At 73.2% G+C, this 20,758-nt stretch carries 24 protein-coding genes and 1 riboswitch; of the genes, 12 read left to right on the top strand and 12 right to left on the bottom strand.

Annotated elements, in window-relative coordinates; translation table 11 throughout:
• A complete protein-coding gene (locus IE118_RS18300) occupies positions 1-1,281 on the bottom strand; it encodes an adenosylmethionine--8-amino-7-oxononanoate transaminase (RefSeq protein ID WP_189559007.1) in 1,281 nt (426 codons plus the stop codon).
• Positions 1,274-2,482, bottom strand: a complete 1,209-nt coding sequence (gene bioB, locus IE118_RS18295) for a biotin synthase BioB (RefSeq protein ID WP_189559006.1) — start codon at positions 2,480-2,482, stop codon at positions 1,274-1,276. Before bioB ends, IE118_RS18300 begins: the two co-directional genes overlap by 8 nt.
• Before the next feature lie 146 nt (positions 2,483-2,628).
• Between bioB and IE118_RS18290 the strand changes: the two genes are divergently transcribed.
• Positions 2,629-3,756, top strand: coding sequence for an 8-amino-7-oxononanoate synthase (locus IE118_RS18290; protein WP_189559005.1), 1,128 nt, complete (start codon positions 2,629-2,631; stop codon positions 3,754-3,756).
• A gap of 100 nt (positions 3,757-3,856) precedes the next feature.
• On the opposite strand, the gene IE118_RS18285 is transcribed toward IE118_RS18290, so the two are convergent.
• Together IE118_RS18285 and IE118_RS18280 are read right to left on the bottom strand one after the other, a co-directional pair.
• Positions 3,857-4,081 carry a DUF397 domain-containing protein gene (locus tag IE118_RS18285; RefSeq protein WP_189559004.1) on the bottom strand — a complete coding sequence of 75 codons (225 nt, stop codon included), beginning with the start codon at positions 4,079-4,081 and terminating at the stop codon, positions 3,857-3,859.
• 9 nt (positions 4,082-4,090) lie between these two features.
• Positions 4,091-4,951: a helix-turn-helix domain-containing protein gene (locus IE118_RS18280; RefSeq protein WP_189559003.1), complete on the bottom strand. Its 861-nt coding sequence runs from the start codon at positions 4,949-4,951 to the stop codon at positions 4,091-4,093.
• Between the two features lie 212 nt (positions 4,952-5,163).
• Here IE118_RS18280 and IE118_RS18275 point away from each other — a divergent pair, with 212 nt between their 5' ends.
• Positions 5,164-5,631, top strand: a complete 468-nt coding sequence (locus IE118_RS18275; protein ID WP_189559002.1) for an ATP-binding protein — start codon at positions 5,164-5,166, stop codon at positions 5,629-5,631.
• Between the two features lie 105 nt (positions 5,632-5,736).
• On the opposite strand, the gene IE118_RS18270 is transcribed toward IE118_RS18275, so the two are convergent.
• The 3 genes from IE118_RS18270 to IE118_RS18260 form a co-directional block, all read right to left on the bottom strand.
• The gene (locus tag IE118_RS18270) at positions 5,737-6,210 is read right to left on the bottom strand and encodes a C40 family peptidase (RefSeq protein WP_189559001.1); all 474 of its coding nucleotides are present in this window, start codon (positions 6,208-6,210) and stop codon (positions 5,737-5,739) included.
• Positions 6,211-6,213: 3 nt separating this feature from the next.
• A riboswitch (cyclic di-AMP (ydaO/yuaA leader) is annotated at positions 6,214-6,384 on the bottom strand.
• 353 nt (positions 6,385-6,737) lie between these two features.
• The gene (locus IE118_RS18265) at positions 6,738-7,046 is read right to left on the bottom strand and encodes a hypothetical protein (protein ID WP_189559000.1); all 309 of its coding nucleotides are present in this window, start codon (positions 7,044-7,046) and stop codon (positions 6,738-6,740) included.
• A gap of 7 nt (positions 7,047-7,053) precedes the next feature.
• Positions 7,054-7,689 (bottom strand): ATP-dependent Clp protease proteolytic subunit, encoded by a 636-nt coding sequence (locus IE118_RS18260; RefSeq protein ID WP_189558999.1) that lies wholly within the window; start codon positions 7,687-7,689, stop codon positions 7,054-7,056.
• A 68-nt stretch (positions 7,690-7,757) separates the two neighbouring features.
• Here IE118_RS18260 and IE118_RS18255 point away from each other — a divergent pair, with 68 nt between their 5' ends.
• From IE118_RS18255 to IE118_RS18225, 7 genes are all read left to right on the top strand, one after another.
• Positions 7,758-8,045: a type II toxin-antitoxin system Phd/YefM family antitoxin gene (locus IE118_RS18255; RefSeq protein ID WP_189558998.1), complete on the top strand. Its 288-nt coding sequence runs from the start codon at positions 7,758-7,760 to the stop codon at positions 8,043-8,045.
• A gap of 152 nt (positions 8,046-8,197) precedes the next feature.
• Positions 8,198-8,500 (top strand): urease subunit gamma, encoded by a 303-nt coding sequence (locus tag IE118_RS18250; protein ID WP_189558997.1) that lies wholly within the window; start codon positions 8,198-8,200, stop codon positions 8,498-8,500.
• A gap of 16 nt (positions 8,501-8,516) precedes the next feature.
• Complete coding sequence (locus IE118_RS18245) at positions 8,517-8,828, top strand: urease subunit beta (RefSeq protein ID WP_189558996.1); 312 nt, start codon at positions 8,517-8,519, stop codon at positions 8,826-8,828.
• Positions 8,821-10,542 (top strand): urease subunit alpha, encoded by a 1,722-nt coding sequence (locus IE118_RS18240; RefSeq protein ID WP_189558995.1) that lies wholly within the window; start codon positions 8,821-8,823, stop codon positions 10,540-10,542. The genes IE118_RS18245 and IE118_RS18240 overlap by 8 nt, the downstream gene beginning before the upstream one ends.
• Complete coding sequence (locus tag IE118_RS18235; RefSeq protein ID WP_189558994.1) at positions 10,542-11,216, top strand: urease accessory protein UreF; 675 nt, start codon at positions 10,542-10,544, stop codon at positions 11,214-11,216. The genes IE118_RS18240 and IE118_RS18235 overlap by 1 nt, the downstream gene beginning before the upstream one ends.
• A 93-nt stretch (positions 11,217-11,309) precedes the next feature.
• Positions 11,310-11,993 (top strand): urease accessory protein UreG, encoded by a 684-nt coding sequence (gene ureG / locus IE118_RS18230; RefSeq protein ID WP_189558993.1) that lies wholly within the window; start codon positions 11,310-11,312, stop codon positions 11,991-11,993.
• Positions 11,981-12,760 (top strand): urease accessory protein UreD, encoded by a 780-nt coding sequence (locus IE118_RS18225; RefSeq protein WP_189558992.1) that lies wholly within the window; start codon positions 11,981-11,983, stop codon positions 12,758-12,760. Before ureG ends, IE118_RS18225 begins: the two co-directional genes overlap by 13 nt.
• A 78-nt stretch (positions 12,761-12,838) precedes the next feature.
• Here the strand turns inward: IE118_RS18225 and IE118_RS18220 are convergent, their stop codons facing one another.
• Positions 12,839-13,564 (bottom strand): lysophospholipid acyltransferase family protein, encoded by a 726-nt coding sequence (locus IE118_RS18220; protein ID WP_189559119.1) that lies wholly within the window; start codon positions 13,562-13,564, stop codon positions 12,839-12,841.
• A gap of 182 nt (positions 13,565-13,746) precedes the next feature.
• Between IE118_RS18220 and IE118_RS18215 the strand changes: the two genes are divergently transcribed.
• On the top strand, positions 13,747-14,202 hold the full coding sequence (locus tag IE118_RS18215; RefSeq protein WP_189558991.1) for an RpiB/LacA/LacB family sugar-phosphate isomerase: 456 nt from the start codon (positions 13,747-13,749) through the stop codon (positions 14,200-14,202).
• Positions 14,203-14,234: 32 nt separating this feature from the next.
• Here IE118_RS18215 and IE118_RS18210 read toward each other — a convergent pair whose 3' ends face one another.
• From IE118_RS18210 to IE118_RS18195, 4 genes are all read right to left on the bottom strand, one after another.
• Entirely contained in the window at positions 14,235-16,736 is a 2,502-nt protein-coding gene (locus tag IE118_RS18210) for a SpoIIE family protein phosphatase (protein WP_189558990.1), read from the bottom strand.
• A gap of 82 nt (positions 16,737-16,818) precedes the next feature.
• Entirely contained in the window at positions 16,819-18,045 is a 1,227-nt protein-coding gene (rocD, locus tag IE118_RS18205) for an ornithine--oxo-acid transaminase (RefSeq protein ID WP_189558989.1), read from the bottom strand.
• Complete coding sequence (gene ddaH, locus IE118_RS18200) at positions 18,042-18,854, bottom strand: dimethylargininase (RefSeq protein WP_189558988.1); 813 nt, start codon at positions 18,852-18,854, stop codon at positions 18,042-18,044. The genes rocD and ddaH overlap by 4 nt, the downstream gene beginning before the upstream one ends.
• A 116-nt stretch (positions 18,855-18,970) precedes the next feature.
• The gene (locus IE118_RS18195) at positions 18,971-19,483 is read right to left on the bottom strand and encodes an Lrp/AsnC family transcriptional regulator (protein WP_189558987.1); all 513 of its coding nucleotides are present in this window, start codon (positions 19,481-19,483) and stop codon (positions 18,971-18,973) included.
• A 110-nt stretch (positions 19,484-19,593) separates the two neighbouring features.
• Between IE118_RS18195 and IE118_RS18190 the strand changes: the two genes are divergently transcribed.
• Both IE118_RS18190 and IE118_RS18185 read left to right on the top strand, forming a co-directional pair.
• Complete coding sequence (locus IE118_RS18190) at positions 19,594-20,364, top strand: LytR/AlgR family response regulator transcription factor (RefSeq protein WP_189558986.1); 771 nt, start codon at positions 19,594-19,596, stop codon at positions 20,362-20,364.
• 15 nt (positions 20,365-20,379) lie between these two features.
• Positions 20,380-20,739 carry a hypothetical protein gene (locus IE118_RS18185; protein ID WP_189558985.1) on the top strand — a complete coding sequence of 120 codons (360 nt, stop codon included), beginning with the start codon at positions 20,380-20,382 and terminating at the stop codon, positions 20,737-20,739.
• Positions 20,740-20,758: the final 19 nt, after the last annotated feature.

Genomic DNA, 20,758 nt, shown 5'->3' with positions numbered 1-20,758 from the left:
TCATCCCTCCTCCGCCGCCGCGCACACCGCGCGGGCGATGCGCGCCACGTCCGCGTCACCCGTCACGTAGGGCGGCATGGTGTAGATCAGGTCGCGGAACGGCCGCAGCCACACTCCCTCACGCACCGCCGCCCGAGTGGCCGCCGCCATGTCGACGGCGTGATCGAGCTGGACGACCCCGATGGCGCCCAGCACCCGTACCTCCCGCACGCCGGGCAGCCCGGCCGCCGGCGCCAGTCCGTCCCGCAGCCCCGTCTCGATCCGCTTGACCTCCGCGAGCCAGTCCTGCCCGAGCAGCAGCCCGATCGAGGCGCAGGCCACGGCCGCGGCCAGCGGATTGGCCATGAACGTCGGACCGTGCGCCAGCACCGGCACCTCACCGCGCGAGATGCCCTCGGCCACCCGCCCGGTGCACAGCGTCGCCGCCATGGTCAGGTAACCGCCGGTCAGCGCCTTGCCCACGCACATCACGTCCGGTGTCACCGCCGCGTGCTCCGCCGCGAACAGCGCGCCGGTCCGCCCGAACCCCGTCGCGATCTCGTCGAACACCAGCAGCACGTCGTGCTCGTCGCACACCTCGCGCAGCACCCGCAGATACGCGGGGGAGTGGAACCGCATCCCGCCCGCGCCCTGCACCACCGGCTCCACGATCACCGCCGCCAGTTCACCCGCGTGGCGCTCCACCGTCTCCCGCAGGTGGTCGGCGTAGGACTCCTCGTATTCCGCGGGCGGCGCGCCGGCAAAGAGCTGACGGGGCAGCACCCCGCTCCACAGCTCGTGCATCCCGCCCTCGGGATCGCACACCGACATCGGCTGCCAGGTGTCGCCGTGGTAGCCGCCCCGCCAGGTCAGCAGCCGCCGCTTCTCCGGCCGGCCCAGCGAACGCCAGTACTGCAGGCACATCTTCACCGCGACCTCGACCGACACGGACCCGGAGTCGGCGAGGAACACGTGCTCCAGACCGTCCGGCGACATGTCGACAAGGAGCTTCGCCAGCCGCACGGCGGGCTCGTGGGTGAGCCCGCCGAACATCACATGGCTCATCCGCTCCAACTGCCCGCGCGCGGCCTCGTTGAGCACCGGGTGGTTGTAGCCGTGGATCGCCGACCACCAGGACGACATCCCGTCGACCAGTTCGCCCGATCCGTCGGCGAGCCTCAGCCGCACCCCGCTCGCCGCCTCCACGACGAGCGGTTCCTGACGGCCCGGCATGGGCCCGTACGGATGCCACACGTGCCGCCGGTCGAGCTCCAGCAGTTCGGCGACGGATCGCTCAGGCATTGGGCGCGAGGTCCGTCCCGGCGCCCCGGCGGCGCACGGCGACCAGGTCGGTGCGCGGCTCCTCGGCCGCGCTCCCGCCGGGCCCCGCCTCCGCGGCGGTCGCCGAACCGCACACGCCGCCGCCCTCGTGCGACCCGCAGCCGCCACCTTCATGGGGCCCGCAGCCGCCGCCCTCGTGCGACCCGCAGCCGCCGCCCGCGCGGTGCTCGGGCAGCGTCACCTGGCCGGCGCCCTCCACCTCGAACCCGGCGTCCGCGATCATCTCCAGGTCCGCCTTGCCGGCCTGGCCCTCGCTGGTGAGGTAGTCGCCGAGGAAGATGGAGTTGGCCAGGTGCAGCGCGAGCGGCTGCATCGTGCGCAGGTGGACCTCACGGCCGCCGGCGATCCGCACCTCGACGTCCGGGCAGACGAACCGCACCATCGCGAGGATCCTGAGGCACCGCTGGGGGGTCAGGTTCCACTCCTTGGCGAGCGGCGTCCCCTCGAACGGGATCAGGAAGTTGACCGGTACCGAGTCCGGGTCCAGCTCGCGCAGCGAGAAGACCACGTCGACCAGGTCGTCGTCGGACTCGCCCATGCCGGCGATCAGCCCGGAGCAGGCGGACAGACCGGCCGCGTGCGCCTTCCGCACGGTGTCCACCCGATCGGCGTACGTGTGCGTGGACGTGATGTCCCCGTAGGTCGACTCGGACGTGTTGAGGTTGTGGTTGTAGGCGTCGGCGCCCGCCTCCCGCAGCCGCTCCGCCTGGCCGTCGGAGAGCAGGCCGAGGCAGGCGCACACCTCGACGTCCTCGTTCCGGTCCTTGATCGCCTTGATGGTGTCCGAGACCCGGTCCACGTCACGGTCGGTCGGACCCCTGCCGCTCGCCACCAGGCACACCCGCTTGGCGCCCCCGGCCAGGCCCGCGGCGGCGGCCTCGGAGGCCTCGTCGGGCTTGAGCCAGGTGTACTTCAGGATGTCGGCCTTGGAGCCGAGCCGCTGGGAACAGTAGGAGCAGTCCTCAGGGCACAGACCGGACTTGAGGTTGACGAGATAGTTGAGTTTCACCCGCCGGCCGAACCAGTGCCGCCGCACCTTCCCGGCCGCGGCCACCACGTCGAGCAGGTCGTCGTCGGACGTCGCGAGGACGGCCAGTGCTTCCGCGCGGGTCGGCGTCTCGCGCCGAAGCCCCTTGTCCACCAGCGTGTTCAGCAGGTCCATGAGAGCCGATCCTGTCGTACCCGACCCGCTCCGGCCAAGGAGGGTTCGTACAATGGGGGCGCTCACGGGTGTGGGTATCGCCACACAGTGGGCCGTCCGGCCGCCCGCTAGTGTCTGTGCACTGCCTACAAAACCGCGGAGGGCCCATGGCGTTCGGCTGGATCGACGAGCAGGCGGAACTGCGCCGCCGGGCCGGACTCGTCCGCACCCTGCGCCCGCGGGCCGCCGACACGCCGCTGCTCGACCTGGCGAGCAACGACTACCTGGGGCTGGCCCGGCATCCCGAGGTCACCGAGGGCGCCGCGGCGGCCGCGCGGACCTGGGGCGGCGGCGCGACCGGTTCCCGGCTGGTCACCGGCACCACCGAACTCCACGCGGAGCTGGAGCGCGAACTGGCCGCGTTCTGCGGCTTCGAAGCGGCCCTGGTCCTCTCCTCCGGCTACGCCGCCAACCTGGCCGCCGTCACCGCCCTCGCCCCGCACGGGTCCAGGATCGTCTCCGACGCGGGCAACCACGCCTCGCTCATCGACGGCTGCCGGCTGGCCCGCGGTGCGACGCACGTCGCCGCGCACGGTGACCCCGATGCCGTGCGCAAGGCGTTCCAGGAACACGACGGTCCCGCCCTGGCCGTGTCCGACACGGTCTTCTCGGTGGACGGCGACGCCGCCCCGCTCGCGGAGCTGGCCGCGGTGTGCCGGGAGCGCGGAGCGGGCCTGGTCCTCGACGACGCGCACGGCCTCGGGGTGCTCGGTGACGGCGGGCGCGGCGCCCCGCACGCGGCGGGTCTCGCGGGCGCTGACGACGTCGTCGTCACCGTGACGCTGTCCAAGTCGCTCGGCAGCCAGGGCGGGGCGGTCCTCGGCCCGGCCCGGGTGATCGGGCACCTGGTCAACACGGCACGGACGTTCATCTTCGACACGGGACTGGCACCGGCGGCGGCCGGCGCGGCCCTCGCGGCGCTCGGGCTGCTGCGGCGGGAACCCGGGCGCGCGGCGCGGGCCGGTGCGGTGGCGCGGGAACTGCACGGGCGGCTGACGGCCGCGGGTCTGGAAGCGGTGCGTCCGGACGCCGCGGTCGTCTCCGTGCGGGCTCCCTCCCCGGAGCAGGCCGTGCGATGGGCGGCCGACTGCCGGGCGGCCGGCCTGGCCGTGGGCTGCTTCCGTCCTCCTTCCGTGCCCGACGGCGTCTCACGGCTCAGACTGACCGCCCGTGCGGACCTGTCCGGGGCGGAGATCGAACGCGCTGTACGGGTGGTCGGCGAAACGCGGCCATGAGTCGGCGTGGCACGGCCGTGCGTCGCGCGATGACGGATGACCGGTCAGGGTCGATGGCTGTACCGGTCGGATCGGTGGACCGGACGGGTGCGAGGCCGGGTCAGCGGACCGCGGTCACGAACTCCGCCCAGCGTCCGGGGGAGAAGAGCAGCGCGGGCCCGTCGGGGACCTTGGAGTCGCGTACCGCGAGCAGCCCGGCGAGGGGGCCGGCCGACGGCCTGGCGGTCTCGACGCAGTTGTTCGCCCCCGTGCTGTAGCTGCTGCGCAGCCACCGCACACCGTGCAGCGCGAGGCTGGAAGGGACGGTCCGGAGCGGTGCGGGCATCGTGCCTCCTTACGCGCCGGCGGCTGCGCCGGCGATGAATTCCAACGATTCCTCGGGTGAAAGGGCGTGGATCGACAGGGTGTTGAAGGCCTCCGAGTAGGCCCGGAGGTCTTCTTTCCGCTCCAGATGGAGGCTACTCGTCAAGTGGTCGAGAACAACCACGTCGAGATCAGAAGTGCGCGAGAACGAGAAGATGACGAAAGGGCCGGTGACGCCGATGTGCGCCCCGGCTCCGAACGGCATCACCTGCAGGCGGACTTGAGGCAGCCGGGCCGCCTCCACCAGCCGCGACAGCTGACGGGCCATCACTCCGGGGCCGCCGACCTGACGGCGCAGCACCGCCTCGTCCAGGACCGCGCTCAGCTCCAGGGGCGGCTCCGCGTGCAGGATGTCCTGCCGGGCCAGCCTCACCTCCACGAGTGTGTCGAGGCGTTCCTCCGACGCCCCCTCCAGGGCCGCCTCCGTCACCGCGCGCGCGTACTCGGGGGTCTGCAGCAGCCCCGGGATCACCGTGGTCTCCAGGGTGCGCATCGCGCTCGCCTGCGACTCCAGGCTGATGAAGTCCCGGTAGGTGGGGGGCAGCACGCCCCGGTAGGCGTGCCACCAGTGGTGCCGGTCACCGCCGTCACCGGTGCCGGACAGCACCAGCAGCAACTCCCGCAGCTGCGGATCGGCCACCCCGTAGACGTCGAGCAGTAATCGCACGTCGGCCGGTCTCACCCCGCTGGTGCCCGTCTCGATCCGGCTCACCTTCGACTGGTGCCAGCCCGCCAGCCGGGCGGCCTCGCCACTGGTGAGCCCCGCCGAGGTGCGCAGTGCGCGCAATTCGGCGCCCAGTTTGCGGCGGCGCACCGCGGGACCGTGCTGCATGGGCTTCTCCTTACTCCTTCCGAGTCGCCCGGATACGGTCTCCCGTCGCAGAGTTCACCGCTTTGAGCGACAGATATATGCATATCTTGGTGGATCGCCGCCCCGTGCCGTGCGGTGATGGCAGTCTGGCGACGAACCACCAGTGCGGGACCGTACTCGAACCAGCCGCTCAGTGTCGGACTGCGGCCCCGTGGGAAAGGGACGACGTCGCCATGGCAGACCACCTGGAAGCATCCGTCACTCTGCCGAGCGATCCCGCCTCGGTCTCCGCCGCCCGCGCCCATGTCGTGGGGACACTGGTGGAATGGGGCATGCCGGCGGACGCGGAGCTGTCCGACACCGTCCGGCTGATCGTCTCCGAACTCGCCACCAACGCGGTGCAGCACACGTTCGGTCAGTCACCCACGTTCACGGTGGACGTCGTCCTGGTCCGTCACGAGCGGGTGCACATCGGCGTGACCGACAGTCATCCGCGGTTCCCCAAACGGCTGCCGGCCGCGGTGCAGCAGGACAACGGGCGGGGGCTGGTGATCATCCGCTGCCTGACCGCGGAGTGCGGCGGCAGACTGAGGATCCGCCCCACGCGGGAGGGCGGCAAGACGGTCTCGGTCGACCTGCCCTGGGTGCAGGGCGTCCAGGCCGCCGAAGCGGTCACGGCGGCGGGACAACAGGAGTCCTAGGCACAGCGGAGCGGGACGACGGCGCGCGGGAGGGCGGGGCGCGGTACGACGGCGCGCGGGAGGGCGGGGCGGCGGCGCGCGCGGGGGCGCCGCCGCCCCGCCGGGTCACCCCACGCGGCCGTACGAGACGCTCCGGGTCCAGATCTTCTGCAGACGCACCACGTCCCCGGTCTTGGGGGCGTGCCAGATCTTCCCCTTCCCCGCGTAGATGCCCACGTGGTAGACGTAGCCGCCCGAGTGGAAGAACACCAGGTCCCCGGCCCTGCGGCTGCCGGCGGAGATGTGACGGGTCTTGTTGTACTGCTGGGCGGCCGTGCGCGGCAGCTTCTTGCCCGCCTTCTTGAACGAGTACAGCGTCAGGCCCGAGCAGTCGAACCGGTTCGGTCCGACGGCGCCCCACTGGTACGGGGAGCCCTTCTTCGACGCGGCGATGCTCAGTGCCTTGGTGGCATGGCTCGCGGCGGCAGCCTCCGAGGCACCGCCGGGGACCACGATGGAGCCGCCCACGGCGGCCAGGGTGAGGGCGGAGGCCGTACCGGCCCGGGCCATGAGAGACGGGACACGATTGAGCGCAGTCATGCGCAACCCTTCGTCAGCCGCCTGTGAAGGATGACCTGTCGGATTCGGGCTGGCGAAGTGGCCCGGCCGCACACGTGCGGCTTCACCCCAAGGGCTGCTCGGAACCGGGGTCCCGGCGACCCGTCGTGCTTGGGTCCTCCACTCCTGCCGATCCACTCCTGTCGACCGGTCATCCGGGCGGCGGCAGGACTCGGCGTCCGCCCGGATCGCCCCGCCGCGGCGGCGGGGGCTTGTCGTCAGTCAGGGATCTTGGCGCATCGCGCGATCGAAAACACAACGGAACGTGGGGTTTGTGTTGTTACTCACCACTCATCCGTTCGGGTGGACGGGGTGCTGTTCGAGCCACCGCCCGGCACCCCGGTGAGCCCCGGACCAGCGGTGGAACGCCGTCTTCCGGCTACCGGCCGCGCAGGTCGCGCAACTTGGACCGCTCCGAAACAGGAGGTTCGCCTACGCCGGATGGTGGTACGCCTTTTGGTCCGATTGAAGGCGTGTCGCAGCGCGGTCCCGTGCCGCGGTCGCCACCCTCAACTGCCGCCTTCCGGCGGCAGCGTGACCCGTGCCGTGCGCCGCTCCCCGTCCAGCACCCGCAGGGCGCGGGCCAGCGTGGAGGAGTGCAGTTCGGTCTCGCCGCGCCGGTGCATCACGGTCAGCGCGTCACGCAGCGCGACGGCCTTGCCGACCAGGGCCTGCGCCGCGCGCAGCCCGCGGTAGGTGTCCCCGCTCAGGGCCGGGTTGACCCGGCCGAGCAGGTCGACGACCTCCAGGTACCGGTCGATCAGTTCGGCCTCCGCGCGGGTGAGGGCGGGCAGCGGGGGCAGTTCCGGAGGCAGCATCCGCGGCTCACCTCGGGCCGGTGCCGGCGTGGGCACCCTTGCGGTGGGACACGATCCGGTCGGCCAGGCCGTAGTCCACCGCGGCCTGCGCGTCGAGGACCAGGTCCCGCTCCATGTCCGCCCGGACCCGCTCCGCGGTGCGGCCGGTGTACCGCGCGAGCATCTCCGCCGTGCGCGCGCGGAGCCGGTCCATCTCCTCGGCGCGGGCCGCCAGTTCGCTCGCCCGCCCCTGGACCGGCTCGGTCCAGGCCGGCTGACGGAGCACCAGCCGGGAGCCGGGCAGCACCAGCCGCTTGCCCGGAGCGCCCGCGGCCAGCAGCAGCGCGGCCGTGCCCTCCGCCCGGCCGAGACAGACCGTCTCCACGTCACAGGTGACGTAGCGCAGGGTGTCGTGGAGGGTCGAGGCGGCGTGGAAGGAGCCGCCCGGGGAGTTGATGCAGAGCGAGACGTCCCGCTCCGGTGCGTGCTGCTCCAGAAGCATGAGCTGCGCCATGACGTCGTTCGCGGCGGTCTCGTCGAGCGCCGTGCCGAGGACGACGATCCGCTCCCGGAGCAGCCTCGCGTACGGATCCGTGGAGCGGTGCCCGGACGCCGTGCCCTCGGTGAACCCGGGGAGGACGTGACGGGCGGACGGTCGGGTCATGAGGGCCCCTCCTGTTCGGCGGTCGCTGTAAAAAATGTACAGGACGTACGTGACGTTAGAATGGAGTCATGGCCTACGAGATTCCGGTGACGCAAGCCAGGGCTGAGCTCGCCGACCTGATCAACCGCGTGGTGTACGGCGGTGAGCGGGTCGTCGTGACCCGGCACGGCAAGCCCCTCGTCGCCCTCGTGTCCGCCGATGACCTGCGACGACTCGAAGAGATCGAGGAGCGTCCGGAGCCCGCGGAGGAGCGGGTGATCAGCACGGTGGCCGGCGTGCGCGACGTCGCGTCCGCCCCTGGCGAACGGCAGCGGTTCGGCATCGCCGCGGAGCACCGGGGGACGGGCGGCGCGTGAGCCGGGGGACCGGACGGCCCGGCACCCGCGCGGTTAACGTCCCCGAAACGCCGCCCGGCTAGCCTCCGGGGCCACGCCACCGGGGGACACCCCGCGTGGTCACGGCCACCGGGCCCCGCACGGCCCGGAGCGAGGACTGTGAGGTGGGCGCCGTGCAACTGACCCCGCACGAGCAGGAGAGGCTGCTGATCCACGTCGCGGCCGATGTGGCGCGGCGGCGCCGCGACCGGGGGCTGCGGCTGAACCACCCCGAGGCGGTCGCCCTCATCACCGCGCACGTCCTCGAAGGCGCCAGGGACGGCCGCACCGTCGCCGAACTCATGGCCTCCGGGCGGCGGCTGCTCACCCGGGACGACGTCATGGACGGTGTCGCGGAGATGATCCACGACGTCCAGGCGGAGGCCACCTTCCCGGACGGCACCAAGCTCGTCACCGTCCACGACCCGATCGTCTGAGCGGGGAGCGGCCGCCGTGATTCCCGGAGAGATCCTGTTCGCCGAGGGCCCGATCGTCTGCAACGAGGGCCGCGAGGTCACCCGGCTGACCGTCCTCAACGCCGCCGACCGGCCCGTCCAGGTCGGCTCGCACTACCACTTCGCCGAGGCCAATTCGGGGCTGGAGTTCGACCGTTCGGCGGCCCACGGCAAACGGCTGAACATCGCCGCCGGCACCGCCAGGCGGTTCGAGCCCGGCATCCCCGCCGAGGTGGAACTCGTCCCGCTCGCCGGACACCGCGTCGTGCCCGGGCTGCGGGGCCGGGTCGGAGGTGCGCTCGATGCCTGAGCTCTCCCGGGCCGCCTACGCCGACCTGTACGGCCCGACGACCGGTGACCGCATCCGGCTGGCCGACACCGACCTGCTGATCGAGATCGAGGAGGACCGCTGCGGCGGCCCCCGGCGCGCGGGCGACGAGGCCGTCTTCGGCGGCGGCAAGGTCATCCGCGAGTCCATGGGCCAGGCCACCGCGTCACGCGCGGCCGGAACACCGGACACGGTCGTCACCGGCGCCGTCGTCGTCGACCACTGGGGCGTGGTCAAGGCCGACGTCGGCATCCGTGACGGCCGCATCACCGCGATCGGCAAGGCGGGCAACCCCGACACCATGGACGGCGTCCACCCGGACCTGGTCATCGGCCCCGAGACCGAGATCGTCGCCGGCAACGGGCGCATCCTGACGGCCGGCGCCGTCGACGCGCACGTGCACTTCATCTGCCCGCGGATCGCCGACGAGGCGCTGGCCTCCGGCGTCACCACCCTGGTCGGCGGCGGCACCGGTCCCGCCGAGGGCTCCAAGGCGACCACCGTCACGCCCGGCCCGTGGCACCTGGCGCGGATGCTGGAGGCGATGGAGGCCTACCCGCTCAACATCGGGTTCCTGGGCAAGGGCAGCACCGTCTCCCAGGAGGCGATGCTCTCGCAGATCAGGGGCGGTGCCGTCGGGCTGAAGCTGCACGAGGACTGGGGGGCCACGCCGGCGGTCGTCGACGCCGCGCTCACCGCCGCCGAGCGGACCGGCGTCCAGGTCGCCATCCACACGGACACCCTCAACGAGGCCGGTTTCGTGGGCGACACGCTCGCCGCGATCGCCGGACGCGGCATCCACGCCTACCACACCGAGGGCGCCGGCGGCGGTCACGCCCCGGACATCATGACCGTGGTGGGCGAACCGCACGTCCTGCCCAGTTCCACCAACCCCACCCGGCCGTTCACCGTCAACACCGTCGAGGAACACCTCGACATGCTGATGGTGTGCCACCACCTCAACCCGGCGGTGCCCGGGGACCTGGCCTTCGCCGAGTCCCGGATCCGGCCGTCCACCATCGGGGCCGAGGACGTGCTGCACGACCTGGGTGCCATCTCGATCATCTCCTCCGACTCGCAGGCCATGGGGCGGGCCGGAGAGGTGATCATGCGGACCTGGCAGACGGCCCACGTGATGAAACGGCGGCGCGGCGCCCTCCCCGGCGACGGCCGCGCCGACAACCACCGGGTGCGTCGCTATGTCGCCAAATACACGATCAACCCGGCGCTCGCCCAGGGCATGGCCCGCGAGATCGGCTCGGTGGAGAGCGGCAAGCTGGCGGACCTCGTGCTGTGGGAACCGGCGTTCTTCGGCGTGAAGCCCCTCCTCGTCCTCAAGGGCGGCCAGATCGCCTACGCCCAGATGGGCGACGCCAACGCCTCCGTACCGACCCCGCAGCCGGTCCTGCCGCGCCCCATGTACGGGGCGGTCGGGCGGGCGCCCGCCGCCAACTCGGTCACCTTCGTGGCTCAGGCCGCGGTCGAGGCCGGCCTGCCCGCGCGGCTGGGGCTGGGAAAGCGGTTCGTGACCATCGACTCCACACGCGGGGTGACCAAGGCGGACATGCGGGAGAACGACGCCCGCCCGCACGTGCGGATCGACCCCGACAGTTTCTCCGTGCACATCGACGGGGAGCTCGTCGAGGCGACCCCCGCCGCTGAACTGCCGCTGGCCCAGCGGTACTTCCTCTTCTGATGTCCAGGGCAGCGCTGCTCGTCCTGGCCGACGGCCGGTTCCCCGCCGGCGGGCACGCCCACTCCGGCGGGGCGGAGGCGGCCGTCGGGGCGGGGCGGGTCACGGGCGCCGCGAGCCTGGAGGACTTCTGCCGGGGACGGCTGCACACGGCGGGACTGGTGTCCGCGTCGCTGGCCGCGGCCGCGGCACTGGGCACCGACCCGGTGGAACTGGACGCGGCAGCCGACGCGCGCACGCCCTCGCCCGCGCTGCGGACCGCGGCGCGCAGGCTGGGCCGGCAGCTGACGCGTGCGGCGCGAGCGGCCTGGCCGTCCGCCGAACTCGACGCGCTCCGCCGCGCGTTCCCCAAGGGCGCGCACCAGCCGGTGGTCCTGGGGGTGACGGCACGGGCCGCCGGACTGGGGCCCGCGGACGCGGCGTACTGCGCGGTGTACGAGAGCGTGAGCGGCCCGGCCACGGCGACGGTGCGCCTGCTGGGGCTCGATCCGTTCGAGGCGACCGGGGTGCTGGCGCGCCTGGCGCCGGAGATGGACGAGGTGGCCGGGGCGGCCGTGTGCGCGGCGGAACGCGCGGCCGGTGAGGGGACGGACGTGTTGCCCGCGGACTCCGCCCCGTTGCTGGAGATCTCCGCGCAGGCGCACGCGGGATGGCACATGCGGCTGTTCGCGACCTAGCGCGCGGTCGTCCGCCGTGGTCCGTTCCCGCTCGTCCGTCCCGAACGGTCCCGGACACCCGAACGCGGGACGGACGGGGAACCGGAGACACCCATGCATCTCGACCACGCTTCGCCGCACGACGGGCCAGGCGCCGTGGGTGCCGACGCCCTCCGGCCCGACGGGGTCCGGCGGGCCCTGCGGATCGGACTCGGCGGACCGGTCGGCTCCGGCAAGACCGCCACGGTCGCCGCCCTGTGCCGGGCCCTGCGGGACGAGGCGTCCCTGGCCGTCGTCACCAACGACATCTACACCCGGGAGGACGCCGAGTTCCTGCTCCGCGCGGCCGTCCTGCCGCCCGAGCGGATCGCCGCCGTGGAGACCGGGGCCTGTCCGCACACCGCGATCCGGGACGACATCTCCGCGAACCTGGAGGCGGTGGAGGACCTCGAGGACGAGGTCGGTCCGCTGGACCTGATCCTCGTCGAGTCCGGCGGGGACAACCTCACCGCCACCTTCTCCCGGGGGCTCGTCGACGCCCAGATCTTCGTGATCGACGTGGCCGGCGGGGACGACATCCCGCGCAAGGGCGGCCCCGGGGTGACCACCGCCGACCTCCTGGTCGTCAACAAGACCGACCTCGCCCCGTACGTCGGCTCCGACCTCACCCGCATGGCCGCCGACGCCCGGGCCCAGCGGGGCCGCCTGCCCGTGGTCCTCCAGTCGCTGCGGGAGGAGGACGGGATCCGGGACGTGGCCGACTGGGTGCGGTCCCGGCTCGCCGCGTGGACGGCGTGAACACCGCCGGAGTCCGTGCCGGCGCCCGGGTCGTCGCCCGTGCCGACGGACGGGGCGGCACCTGCCTGCCGGTGCTCGAGGGCGACGGGCCGCTGGCCCTCCGGCGGACGCGGGGGAGCGGCACCGGGGCGCGCGTCCTGCTCGTCGGCGCGATGAGCGGCCCCCTCGGCGGGGACCGCCTCACAATGCGGGCGGAGGTGGGGACGGGGGCCCGCCTCGGAGTCGGGTCGGCCGCCGCGACCCTCGCCCTGCCCGGCCGGCACACGGATGACGCGCGTTACGACGTCCGGCTGACCGTCGCCCCGGGCGGCGAACTCCACTGGCTGCCCGAACAGCTGATCTCGGTCAGGGGGAGTTCGCTGCTGGCCACCACGCACGCCGACCTCGCCCGCGGGGCGCGGCTCGTGCTCCGTGAGGAGCAGGTGCTGGGGCGGTCCGGGGAGCCACCCGGACGGCTGATCACCCGTCTGACCGTACGGATCGCGGGGCGCCCCGTACTCGACCAGCAACTGACCTGTGGTCCCGGCACGCGGGGCGGCTGGGACGGTCCCGCCGTGCTCGGCGGACACCGGGCCGTCGGGCAACTCGTCGTGGTGCGGCCCGAGTTCGACGACGAACCGGTCACGGCGAGAGCACTGGGAGAGGGCGCCGCCGTCCTGCCGCTGCCGGGCCCCGCCGCCCTGGTGACCGCGGTGGCACCGGACGCGCTGCGGCTGCGCCGCCTCCTCGACGGCGCAGCGCACCTGCTCGCCCCGGCGCCCGGCTGAGGTCACCGCCCCCGCCCGGCGCCGGGCCCGGCGGGACGGGTCACCGCCCGGGCCCCGCCCGGGCGGCGTGCCCCGGGATCAGCCGCGCGGCAGGCGCGGGAACCTGCGCCTGTCCTCCGCCGTGCGCGCGGCCTCCTCGGCCTTCACGTCGGCCGCGTACCGGTCGACGTACTCCTGCTCGGAGAGGGAGAGGATGGCGTACATGATCTCGTCCGTGACGGCGCGCAGGACGGCCTTCTCGTTCTCCATCCCGGCGTAGCGCGAGAAGTCCAGCGGTTCGCCGAAGCGGATCACCACCGGGTGGATCCGGGGGATCTTCCTGCCGGGCGGCTGCGCCTCGAACGTGCCGATCATCGCGCAGGGGATCACCGGGACGCCCGCCTTGAGCGCCATCACCGCGACACCCACCTTGCCCTTGTACAGGCGGCCGTCGTGCGAGCGCGTGCCCTCGGGGTAGATGCCGAGCAGTTCCCGCTTGCCCAGCACCCCGAGGCCCTCGCGGATGGCGGCCTGCCCGGCGTCCTTGCCGGAACGGTCGACCGGGATCTGGCCCGCGCTGTGGAAGAAGAACGCGGTCAGCCTGCCCTTGATCCCGGGACCGGTGAAGTACTCGGCCTTGGCGAGGAAGGTGATGCGCCGTTTGAGGACGGCCGGCATCAGGAAGTGGTCCGAGAACGACAGGTGATTGCCCGCGACGATGGCGGCACCGGACGACGGCACGTGCTCCAGACCCTCTATTCGCGGCCGGAAGACCAGTCTCAGCAGCGGGCCCAGCAGGACGTATTTGAGCAGGTAGTAGAACAAAAGCACGCTCCTCGACTCTGACGAACGGGCAGTGCCGCCGCGTTCCAGCAGGTCATCCGGCACGTCGTGAGGTGCCAGTCTAGAACCGGGCGGCACGGCCCGGCACCACGTTCGACGCGTCCGCCGCGCACCGGCCGCTGAACGCCCGTCAGGGCCCCTACCCCGGCGAGTAGGCTCGTCACATGCGCATCTCCGTCTCCTCCGACATGGACGAACCCGTCGCCCGCGCCCTCCTCGCCGAACTGCGCGAGCGCGGCCACGACGTGCGCGCGCACGGCGCCCTGACCCCCGGGGACGACCCGCGGTGGGCGGTCTGTTCCGAGGCGGCGGCCCGTGAGGTCGCCGAGGGCAGGGCCGACCAGGCGGTGGTGTGCTGCTGGACCGGCACGGGCGCCTCGATCGCCGCGAACAAGGTGCCCGGGGTGCGCGCCGCCCTGTGCACGGACGCGGGCACGGCGGACGGCGCACGCCGCTGGAACGACGCCAACGTGCTCGCGCTCAGCCTGCGGCTGACCTCCGCCCCGCTGCTGACGGAGATCCTCGACGCCTGGTTCGCCGCCACGCCCAGCGACGACCCCGAGGACCGGCGGAACGTCGAGCGGACGGCGCGTCTCGACCGCCTGCGCTCCGGTGGCTGACGCGACGGAGCGCCGCGTCGCCGCCCGCCCTCTCACACCGGCGGAGCGGTCAGCGACTGCTCCGCCCAGATGATCTTCCCGTCGGGCACGAACCGGGTGCCCCACCGCTGGGCCATCTGGGAGACCAGCAGCAGCCCGCGCCCGCCCTCGTCCGTCGCGCGGGGATGACGCAGATGGGGTGCGGTGGCGCCGCCGTCGAACACCTCGCACACCAGCGCACCCTCGCGGATCAGCCGCAGCCGGACCGGCCCGGAGGCGTAACGGATGGCGTTGGTGACCAGCTCGCTGACGATCAGTTCCGTGGTGAAGACCAGGTCGTCCAGCCCCCAGCGGGTCAGCTGCCCGGTGGCCGTCCTGCGGGCCTCGGCCACGGCGGCCGGATCCATGGAGAGGTCCCACACCGCCACATTGCCGGGGTCGAGCCGTTTGGTGCGGGCCATCAGCAGGGCGACGTCGTCGTACGGACGGGACGGCACCAGTGCGTCCACCACGGACCGGCAGCTCGGTGCCGGCGAGGATCCGGCCCGCTCCAGCGCCTGCCGCAGCCGGGTGCGGTCGGTGTCGAAGTCGCCCTCCTCGTCGGACGGCAGCAGGAGGCCGTCGGTGTGCAGGGCGAGCGTGCTGCCCTCGGGCAGCTCCAGCTCCACCGACTCGAACGGCGGGCCGCCCACGCCCAGCGCGGGCCCTTCCGGCAGGTCGACGAAGGAGACCGAGCCGTCCGGCGCCACCACGGCGGGCGAGGGATGCCCCGCGGCGGCCATCGTGCACCGCCCGTCCACGGGGTCGTAGACGACGTACACGCAGCCGGACCCCACGGGATTGCCGTACGTCCCCTCCGGCCCGGCGCCCTCGTCCCCCGCCGTCCGGTCCACCAGGTCGTCCAGGTGCGCCAGCACCTCCTCGGGAGGCAGGTCCAGCGCGGCCAGGGTCCGCACGGCGGTCCGCAGTCCGCCCATGGCGGCGGCCGCGTCGATGCCGTGCCCCGGTGCCTCGCCGACGACGAGCGCGACCCGGGCGCCGGACAGCGGGATCAGGTCGTACCAGTCGCCGCCGAGGCCGGTCAGTTCGTCGGCCGGCCGGTAGCAGGCGGACGCCTCGACGGCGCCCTGCTCGGGCAGGTGGAGGGGGAGCAGACTGCGCTGGAGCCCCAGCGCGGCGTTCCGTTCCCGGGTGTAGCGGCGGGCGTTGTCCACGCAGACGGCGGCACGGGACACCAGGTCCTCGGCCAGGGCGAGGTCGTCCGCGTCGAACGGGTCCTCGCGGCGGCGGCGGTAGAACGTGGTGAGGCCCAGGGTGACGCCCCGCGCCCGGATCGGGACGATCATCACGCTTTGCAGCCCGAGTTCCAGAAACGTGGACTCCCGGCCGTCCGGCGGCCCCACCAGCCACTCCGGGGCGAGCGGGTCGAGCTGCTCCTGACGGTAGGAGCGCCCGGTGGTCAGACAGCGCACGGGCGGTGAGTCCGCCAGGTAGGTCACGACCGCGCCGGTCTCCACGACCGTCCGCGGCAGGTCCTGGTGGCGCGAGCGGTGCCCGGCGTGGCGCAGGCGCACCCGGTCGGACTCGCCGAGCGGGCCCGGCTGGAGCTCGGCACCCCGCAGCACCGTGTCCAGCAGGTCCACGGTGACGAAGTCCGCGAGCTCCGGCACGGCCACGTCCGCCAGTTCCTGCGCGGTGGTCGTGACGTCCAGGGTCCGGCCGATGTACTGGCCGGCCCGGTCGAGCAGGGACAGCCGCTGACGGGCGCGGTACCGCTCCGTCATCTCCACGACGGTGTAGTACACGCCCATCGGATCGCCCCGGTCGTCGTCGAGGCGGGTGAACGACAGCATGTGCGCGGTGTCGCGCATCGGTGCCGACCGCACGCGGCCCACGTGCTCGAAGCGGACCACCTGTTCGCCGGTCTCCAGCACGTGCCGCATCTGCGCCTCGACGGAGTCGGCGTCCAGACCCGGCTGGACGTCGCCGTACCGCAGCCCGAGGCGCTGCTCGGCCGGGCCGCCGCCGAACTGTTCGAGGGCCGCGTTGGACCACACGAAGCGCAGGTCGGTGTCCACGACCGCGATGCCGATCGGCGTCCCGGTGACCATCTGCTCCAGAACGGAACGGCTCATGTCCCAGCCGGCCGAGCCGGCCAGCTCGGAGAGCAGGACCAGCAGCGAGGTGCCGCCGCGGGGCTCCACGGCCGGGGTGATCCGCACCATCACCGCCAGCCGGTGACCGTCCCGGTGCAGGGCCGTCATCAGCCCCGCCCACTCCGCGCCGGAACGGCACCGCTCCAGCAGGTCCGGCATCCGCCCGGCGTCGTCGGGAATCAGCAGTTCGGCGAACTTCCGGCCCACCGTCCCGGGCGCGCCGTGTCCCAGCAGCCGCTCGGCACGGGCGGTCCAGCCCGACACGATGCCGTGCGGATCGAGCAGCAGGGGAGCGGCGTCGGCCACGGGGAAATCCTGCCGACGTCCGTCCTGCTCCTGGTGTCCCGTCACGGCCGACCTCTCTGTCGCTGACAGTGGTCCACCACCTCGTGTCCCCATCTTCACCCGGGAACGGGGGAAGGGGCCTGCCGGGGAGCGGATGCCTCCCCCCGCCGGGCGGCGCGGGAAGAGGCGCCGCGGATCAGGCGTGGCCGACGAGGACCTTCTCCAGGGTACCGAGGGCGCCCCGCAACTCCTCCTCCGTGATGGTCAGGGGCGGGGCCAGCCGGATGGTGGACCCGTGCGTGTCCTTGACCAGGATGCCCTCGCGCATGAGGCGCTCGCTCACCTCGCGGCCGGTGCCGATCGCCGGGTCGACGTCCACGCCCGCCCACAGGCCGCGGGTGCGGAAGCCGACCACGCCGCTGCCGGTCAGCGCCTGCAGGCCCTCGCGCAGCACCACGCCCAGGTCCGCGGCCCGGCGCTGGAACTCGCCCGTCTCCAGCAGTTCCACCACGGCCGTGCCCACCGCCGCGGCCAGCGGATTGCCGCCGAAGGTCGACCCGTGCTCGCCGGGGTGCAGCACCTGGAGCACCTCCCGCCGGGCCACCACCGCCGACACCGGGACGATGCCGCCGCCCAGCGCCTTGCCGAGCAGCACCACGTCCGGGACGACCGACTCGTGCTCCACGGCGAGCGTGCGGCCGGTGCGGCCCAGACCCGACTGGATCTCGTCCGCGACGAACAGGCACCCCGTGCGGCGGGTCAGCTCCCGCACCCCGGCGAGATAACCGTCGTCGGGGACGACCACCCCCGCCTCGCCCTGGACCGGCTCGATCAGCACCGCCGCGGTCGTCTCGTCGACCGCGGCCTCCAGCGCCGCCAGGTCGTTGTACGGGACCACCCGGAAGCCCGGGGTGAAGGGCCCGAACCCGGCGCGGGCGACCTCGTCGGTCGAGAAGCTCACGATCGTCGTCGTACGGCCGTGGAAGTTGTCCGCCGCCACCACGATCGTCGCCCGGCCGTCCGGCACGCCCTTCACGTCGTAGGCCCACTTGCGGGCCACCTTCACGGCGCTCTCCACCGCCTCGGCACCGGTGTTCATCGGCAGCACCATGTCCAGCCCGGTCAGCGCCGCCAGCCGCTCCGCGAACCCGGCCAGCCGGTCGTTGTGGAAGGCACGCGAGGTCAGCGTGAGCCGGTCCAGCTGGCGGTGCGCGGCCTCGATCAGCGCGGGGTGGCGGTGACCGAAGTTGAGCGCCGAGTAGCCGGCCAGCATGTCCAGGTACCGCCGGCCCTCCACGTCCTCCACCCAGGTGCCCTCCGCGCGGGAGACCACCACGGGCAGCGGATGGTAGTTGTGCGCGAGGACCGGCTCCTCGGCGCCGATGAGCTCGGCGGACGTACGCGCGGGGACGACAGAGGTCATGAGCGGATCTCCTGAGTGCAGCACTTGATGCCCCCGCCCGCCTTGTGGAACTCGGACAGGTCGACGGGGACGGGAACGTAACCGCGGTCGGCGAGCCGGCCGGCCAGGCCCGTCGCCTCCGGCGCGATGAACACATGGCGTCCGTCGGACACGGAGTTCAGGCCGAAGGCCATCGCGTCCTCACGCGTGGCGGGCACCGCGTCCGGGTACAGCCGGGCGAGGACCTCGCGGCTGCCCGGCGAGAACGCCTCCGGGTAGTACGCGACGTTCTCCTCGTCCAGCGCGAACAGCGCCGTGTCCAGGTGGTAGAAGTACGGATCCACCAGCGTCAGACCGATCACCGGGACACCGAAGAACTCCTGCACCTCGCGATGCGCCTCCCGGGTGGTGCGGAACCCGGTGCCGGCGAGGATCCAGCGCCCCGCGGGCACCAGGTCGCCCTCGCCCTCGCACACCGACTCCGGGTGCTGGACGTCGTAGCCCTCGGCCTTGAACCAGGCCTCGTACGGCACCGACTCCGGGCGCCGCTCCGGGGCGAGGTAGCGGGAGCCGAAGACACGGCCCTCCACGACGACCGCCGCGTTGGCGGCGAACACCATGTCGGGCAGTCCGGGCTCGGGCCTCACGGTCTCCACGGTATGGCCGTGGTCGCGGTAGGTGTCGATCAGCGTCCGCCACTGACGCTGGGCGAGGGAGACGTCGACGGGACGGTCGGGATGCATCCAGGGGTTGATCGCGTACCGGACGGCGAAGTGTCTGGGTTCGCAGACGAGGTAGCGCCGCCGGCGCGCCACACGGGATCCGGGCACAGAGGGGTTCCTCCGCTTCCACGCGGTGCCGACAGGGGGGTGCCTCCACGGTAGGAAGCCCGCCGGACGGACGACAAGGAACAAGAGCTGCGCGTCCACGCAGGATCACTGCGTGTTCACACCGCCCGGCGCACGTCTGGTGCGCCGTCCGGGGCGGGCTGCGTCACTCCCGCCTCAGGACTGTCGGGCAGCAGGTGGGACAGCACCATCACGCTGATCGTCTTGCGGATGAACGGCTCCTGGCGGATCCGTTCCAGCACCTCCTCGAAGTGCTCCACGTCCCGCGCCCGCACGTGCAGCAGCGCGTCCGCGCCCCCGGTCACCGTCATCGCCGCGGCGATCTCCGGATGGTTGCGCACCACCTCCGCCAGCCGCCGGGGCGGCGCCGCCCCCTCGCAGTACACCTCGACGTACGCCTCCGTGCGCCAGCCCAGCGCCGACGGCCGCACCGTCGCCGTGAACCCCGTGATCACCCCGGTCTCGCGCAGCCGGTCCACCCGGCGTTTGACCGCCGTCGACGACAGCCCGACGGCCGCGCCGATCTCCGCGAAGGACGTCCTGGCGTTCGCCATCAGAGCCGTGACGATCTTCCGGTCGAGTTCGTCGAACGGCGTGGGCCTGCTGCTCATACGGGCACTGTATCCAGGGCCGTCCGGCCGCCCCGCGCACCGCGTCCCGTCACCGGCGCCGCTGTGCGGCACGTGTCCACACGGGGGAAACACCCCTACACTCCACCTTCATGCTGCGCGCCCTCGCCGTCGACGACGAACGCCCCTCGCTGGAGGAGCTGCTGTACCTGCTGAACGCGGACCCGCGCGTCGGCAGCGCCGAGGGCGCCGGCGACGCCACCGAGGCGCTGCGCCGCATCAACCGCGCCCTGGAGTCGGGCCCCGACGGGCCGGAGGCCATCGACGTCGTCTTCCTCGACATCCAGATGCCCGGACTCGACGGCCTCGACCTCGCCCGGCTGCTCAGCGGGTTCGCCCGGCCGCCGCTCATCGTGTTCGTCACCGCCCACGAGGACTTCGCCGTCCAGGCCTTCGACCTCAAGGCCGTCGACTACGTGCTCAAACCCGTGCGCAGGGAACGGCTGGCCGAAGCGGTCCGGCGAGCCGCCGCACAGCGCGGCAGCGCCCCCCGCGGGACCACCCCGCGGATCCCGGTGCACGAACCGGACCCCGACCACATAGCCGTCGAACTGGGCGGCGTCACCCGCTTCGTCGCCGTCGACGACATCACCCACGTCGAGGCCCAGGGCGACTACGCCCGGCTCCACACCGACCGCGGCAGCCACCTCGTACGGATCCCGCTGTCCACCCTGGAGGAGCGCTGGCGCTCCCGCGGCTTCGTGCGCATCCACCGCCGTCACCTCGTCGCCCTGCGCCACATCGGCGAGCTCCGGCTCGACGCGGGCACCGTGAGCGTCCTGATCGGCTCCGAGGAACTCCAGGTGAGCAGGAGGCACGCCCGCGAACTGCGCGACCTGCTGATGCGCCGGACCACGAGCTAGACAGGGGGAGCACCCGTGCCCCAGGACCCGACCGAACGCCGCGTGGTCGTCACCGGCCCGCCCCGGCGCGCCCGCCGCACCTCCGGCTACTACCGGCCGCGCACCGAGATCGACGAGCAGACCACCCTCGGCCACACCTACGTCCGCTCCCTGATGCGCATCCAGCTGCGCGCCGGACTCACCGTGTTCGCCGTCCTCGCCCTGCTCGTCGGACCGCTGCCGCTGGTCTTCGCCGCCGCCCCCGACGCCCGCCGCCTGGAGTGGGCGGTCCTCGGCTTCGGCCTCTACCCCCCGCTGGTCCTGCTCGCCCGCTGGTACGTACGCCGCGCCGAACGCAACGAACGCGACTTCGTGCGGCTCGTCGAGGACCGCTGAGACCCGGGGACCACCGGCA

It is taken from the genome of Streptomyces pilosus (assembly GCF_014649835.1).
Taxonomy (GTDB): Bacteria; Actinomycetota; Actinomycetes; order Streptomycetales; family Streptomycetaceae; genus Streptomyces; species Streptomyces pilosus.
This window is presented reverse-complemented; position numbering and strand designations above follow the sequence as displayed.

What these genes read in the sequence shown, in the direction of transcription:
- rocD (WP_189558989.1), bottom strand. Translation starts at nt 18,045, where the DNA reads ATGACCTCTGTCGTCCCCGCGCGTACGTCCGCCGAGCTCATCGGCGCC.
- IE118_RS18210 (WP_189558990.1), bottom strand. Translation starts at nt 16,736, where the DNA reads ATGGGGACACGAGGTGGTGGACCACTGTCAGCGACAGAGAGGTCGGCC.
- bioB (WP_189559006.1), bottom strand. Translation starts at nt 2,482, where the DNA reads ATGGACCTGCTGAACACGCTGGTGGACAAGGGGCTTCGGCGCGAGACG.
- IE118_RS18215 (WP_189558991.1), top strand. Translation starts at nt 13,747, where the DNA reads ATGCGCATCTCCGTCTCCTCCGACATGGACGAACCCGTCGCCCGCGCC.
- IE118_RS18260 (WP_189558999.1), bottom strand. Translation starts at nt 7,689, where the DNA reads ATGACCCGACCGTCCGCCCGTCACGTCCTCCCCGGGTTCACCGAGGGC.
- IE118_RS18235 (WP_189558994.1), top strand. Translation starts at nt 10,542, where the DNA reads ATGTCCAGGGCAGCGCTGCTCGTCCTGGCCGACGGCCGGTTCCCCGCC.
- IE118_RS18285 (WP_189559004.1), bottom strand. Translation starts at nt 4,081, where the DNA reads ATGCCCGCACCGCTCCGGACCGTCCCTTCCAGCCTCGCGCTGCACGGT.
- IE118_RS18275 (WP_189559002.1), top strand. Translation starts at nt 5,164, where the DNA reads ATGGCAGACCACCTGGAAGCATCCGTCACTCTGCCGAGCGATCCCGCC.
- IE118_RS18265 (WP_189559000.1), bottom strand. Translation starts at nt 7,046, where the DNA reads ATGCTGCCTCCGGAACTGCCCCCGCTGCCCGCCCTCACCCGCGCGGAG.
- IE118_RS18270 (WP_189559001.1), bottom strand. Translation starts at nt 6,210, where the DNA reads ATGACTGCGCTCAATCGTGTCCCGTCTCTCATGGCCCGGGCCGGTACG.
- IE118_RS18290 (WP_189559005.1), top strand. Translation starts at nt 2,629, where the DNA reads ATGGCGTTCGGCTGGATCGACGAGCAGGCGGAACTGCGCCGCCGGGCC.
- ureG (WP_189558993.1), top strand. Translation starts at nt 11,310, where the DNA reads ATGCATCTCGACCACGCTTCGCCGCACGACGGGCCAGGCGCCGTGGGT.
- IE118_RS18280 (WP_189559003.1), bottom strand. Translation starts at nt 4,951, where the DNA reads ATGCAGCACGGTCCCGCGGTGCGCCGCCGCAAACTGGGCGCCGAATTG.
- IE118_RS18195 (WP_189558987.1), bottom strand. Translation starts at nt 19,483, where the DNA reads ATGAGCAGCAGGCCCACGCCGTTCGACGAACTCGACCGGAAGATCGTC.
- IE118_RS18240 (WP_189558995.1), top strand. Translation starts at nt 8,821, where the DNA reads ATGCCTGAGCTCTCCCGGGCCGCCTACGCCGACCTGTACGGCCCGACG.
- IE118_RS18255 (WP_189558998.1), top strand. Translation starts at nt 7,758, where the DNA reads ATGGCCTACGAGATTCCGGTGACGCAAGCCAGGGCTGAGCTCGCCGAC.
- IE118_RS18300 (WP_189559007.1), bottom strand. Translation starts at nt 1,281, where the DNA reads ATGCCTGAGCGATCCGTCGCCGAACTGCTGGAGCTCGACCGGCGGCAC.
- IE118_RS18190 (WP_189558986.1), top strand. Translation starts at nt 19,594, where the DNA reads ATGCTGCGCGCCCTCGCCGTCGACGACGAACGCCCCTCGCTGGAGGAG.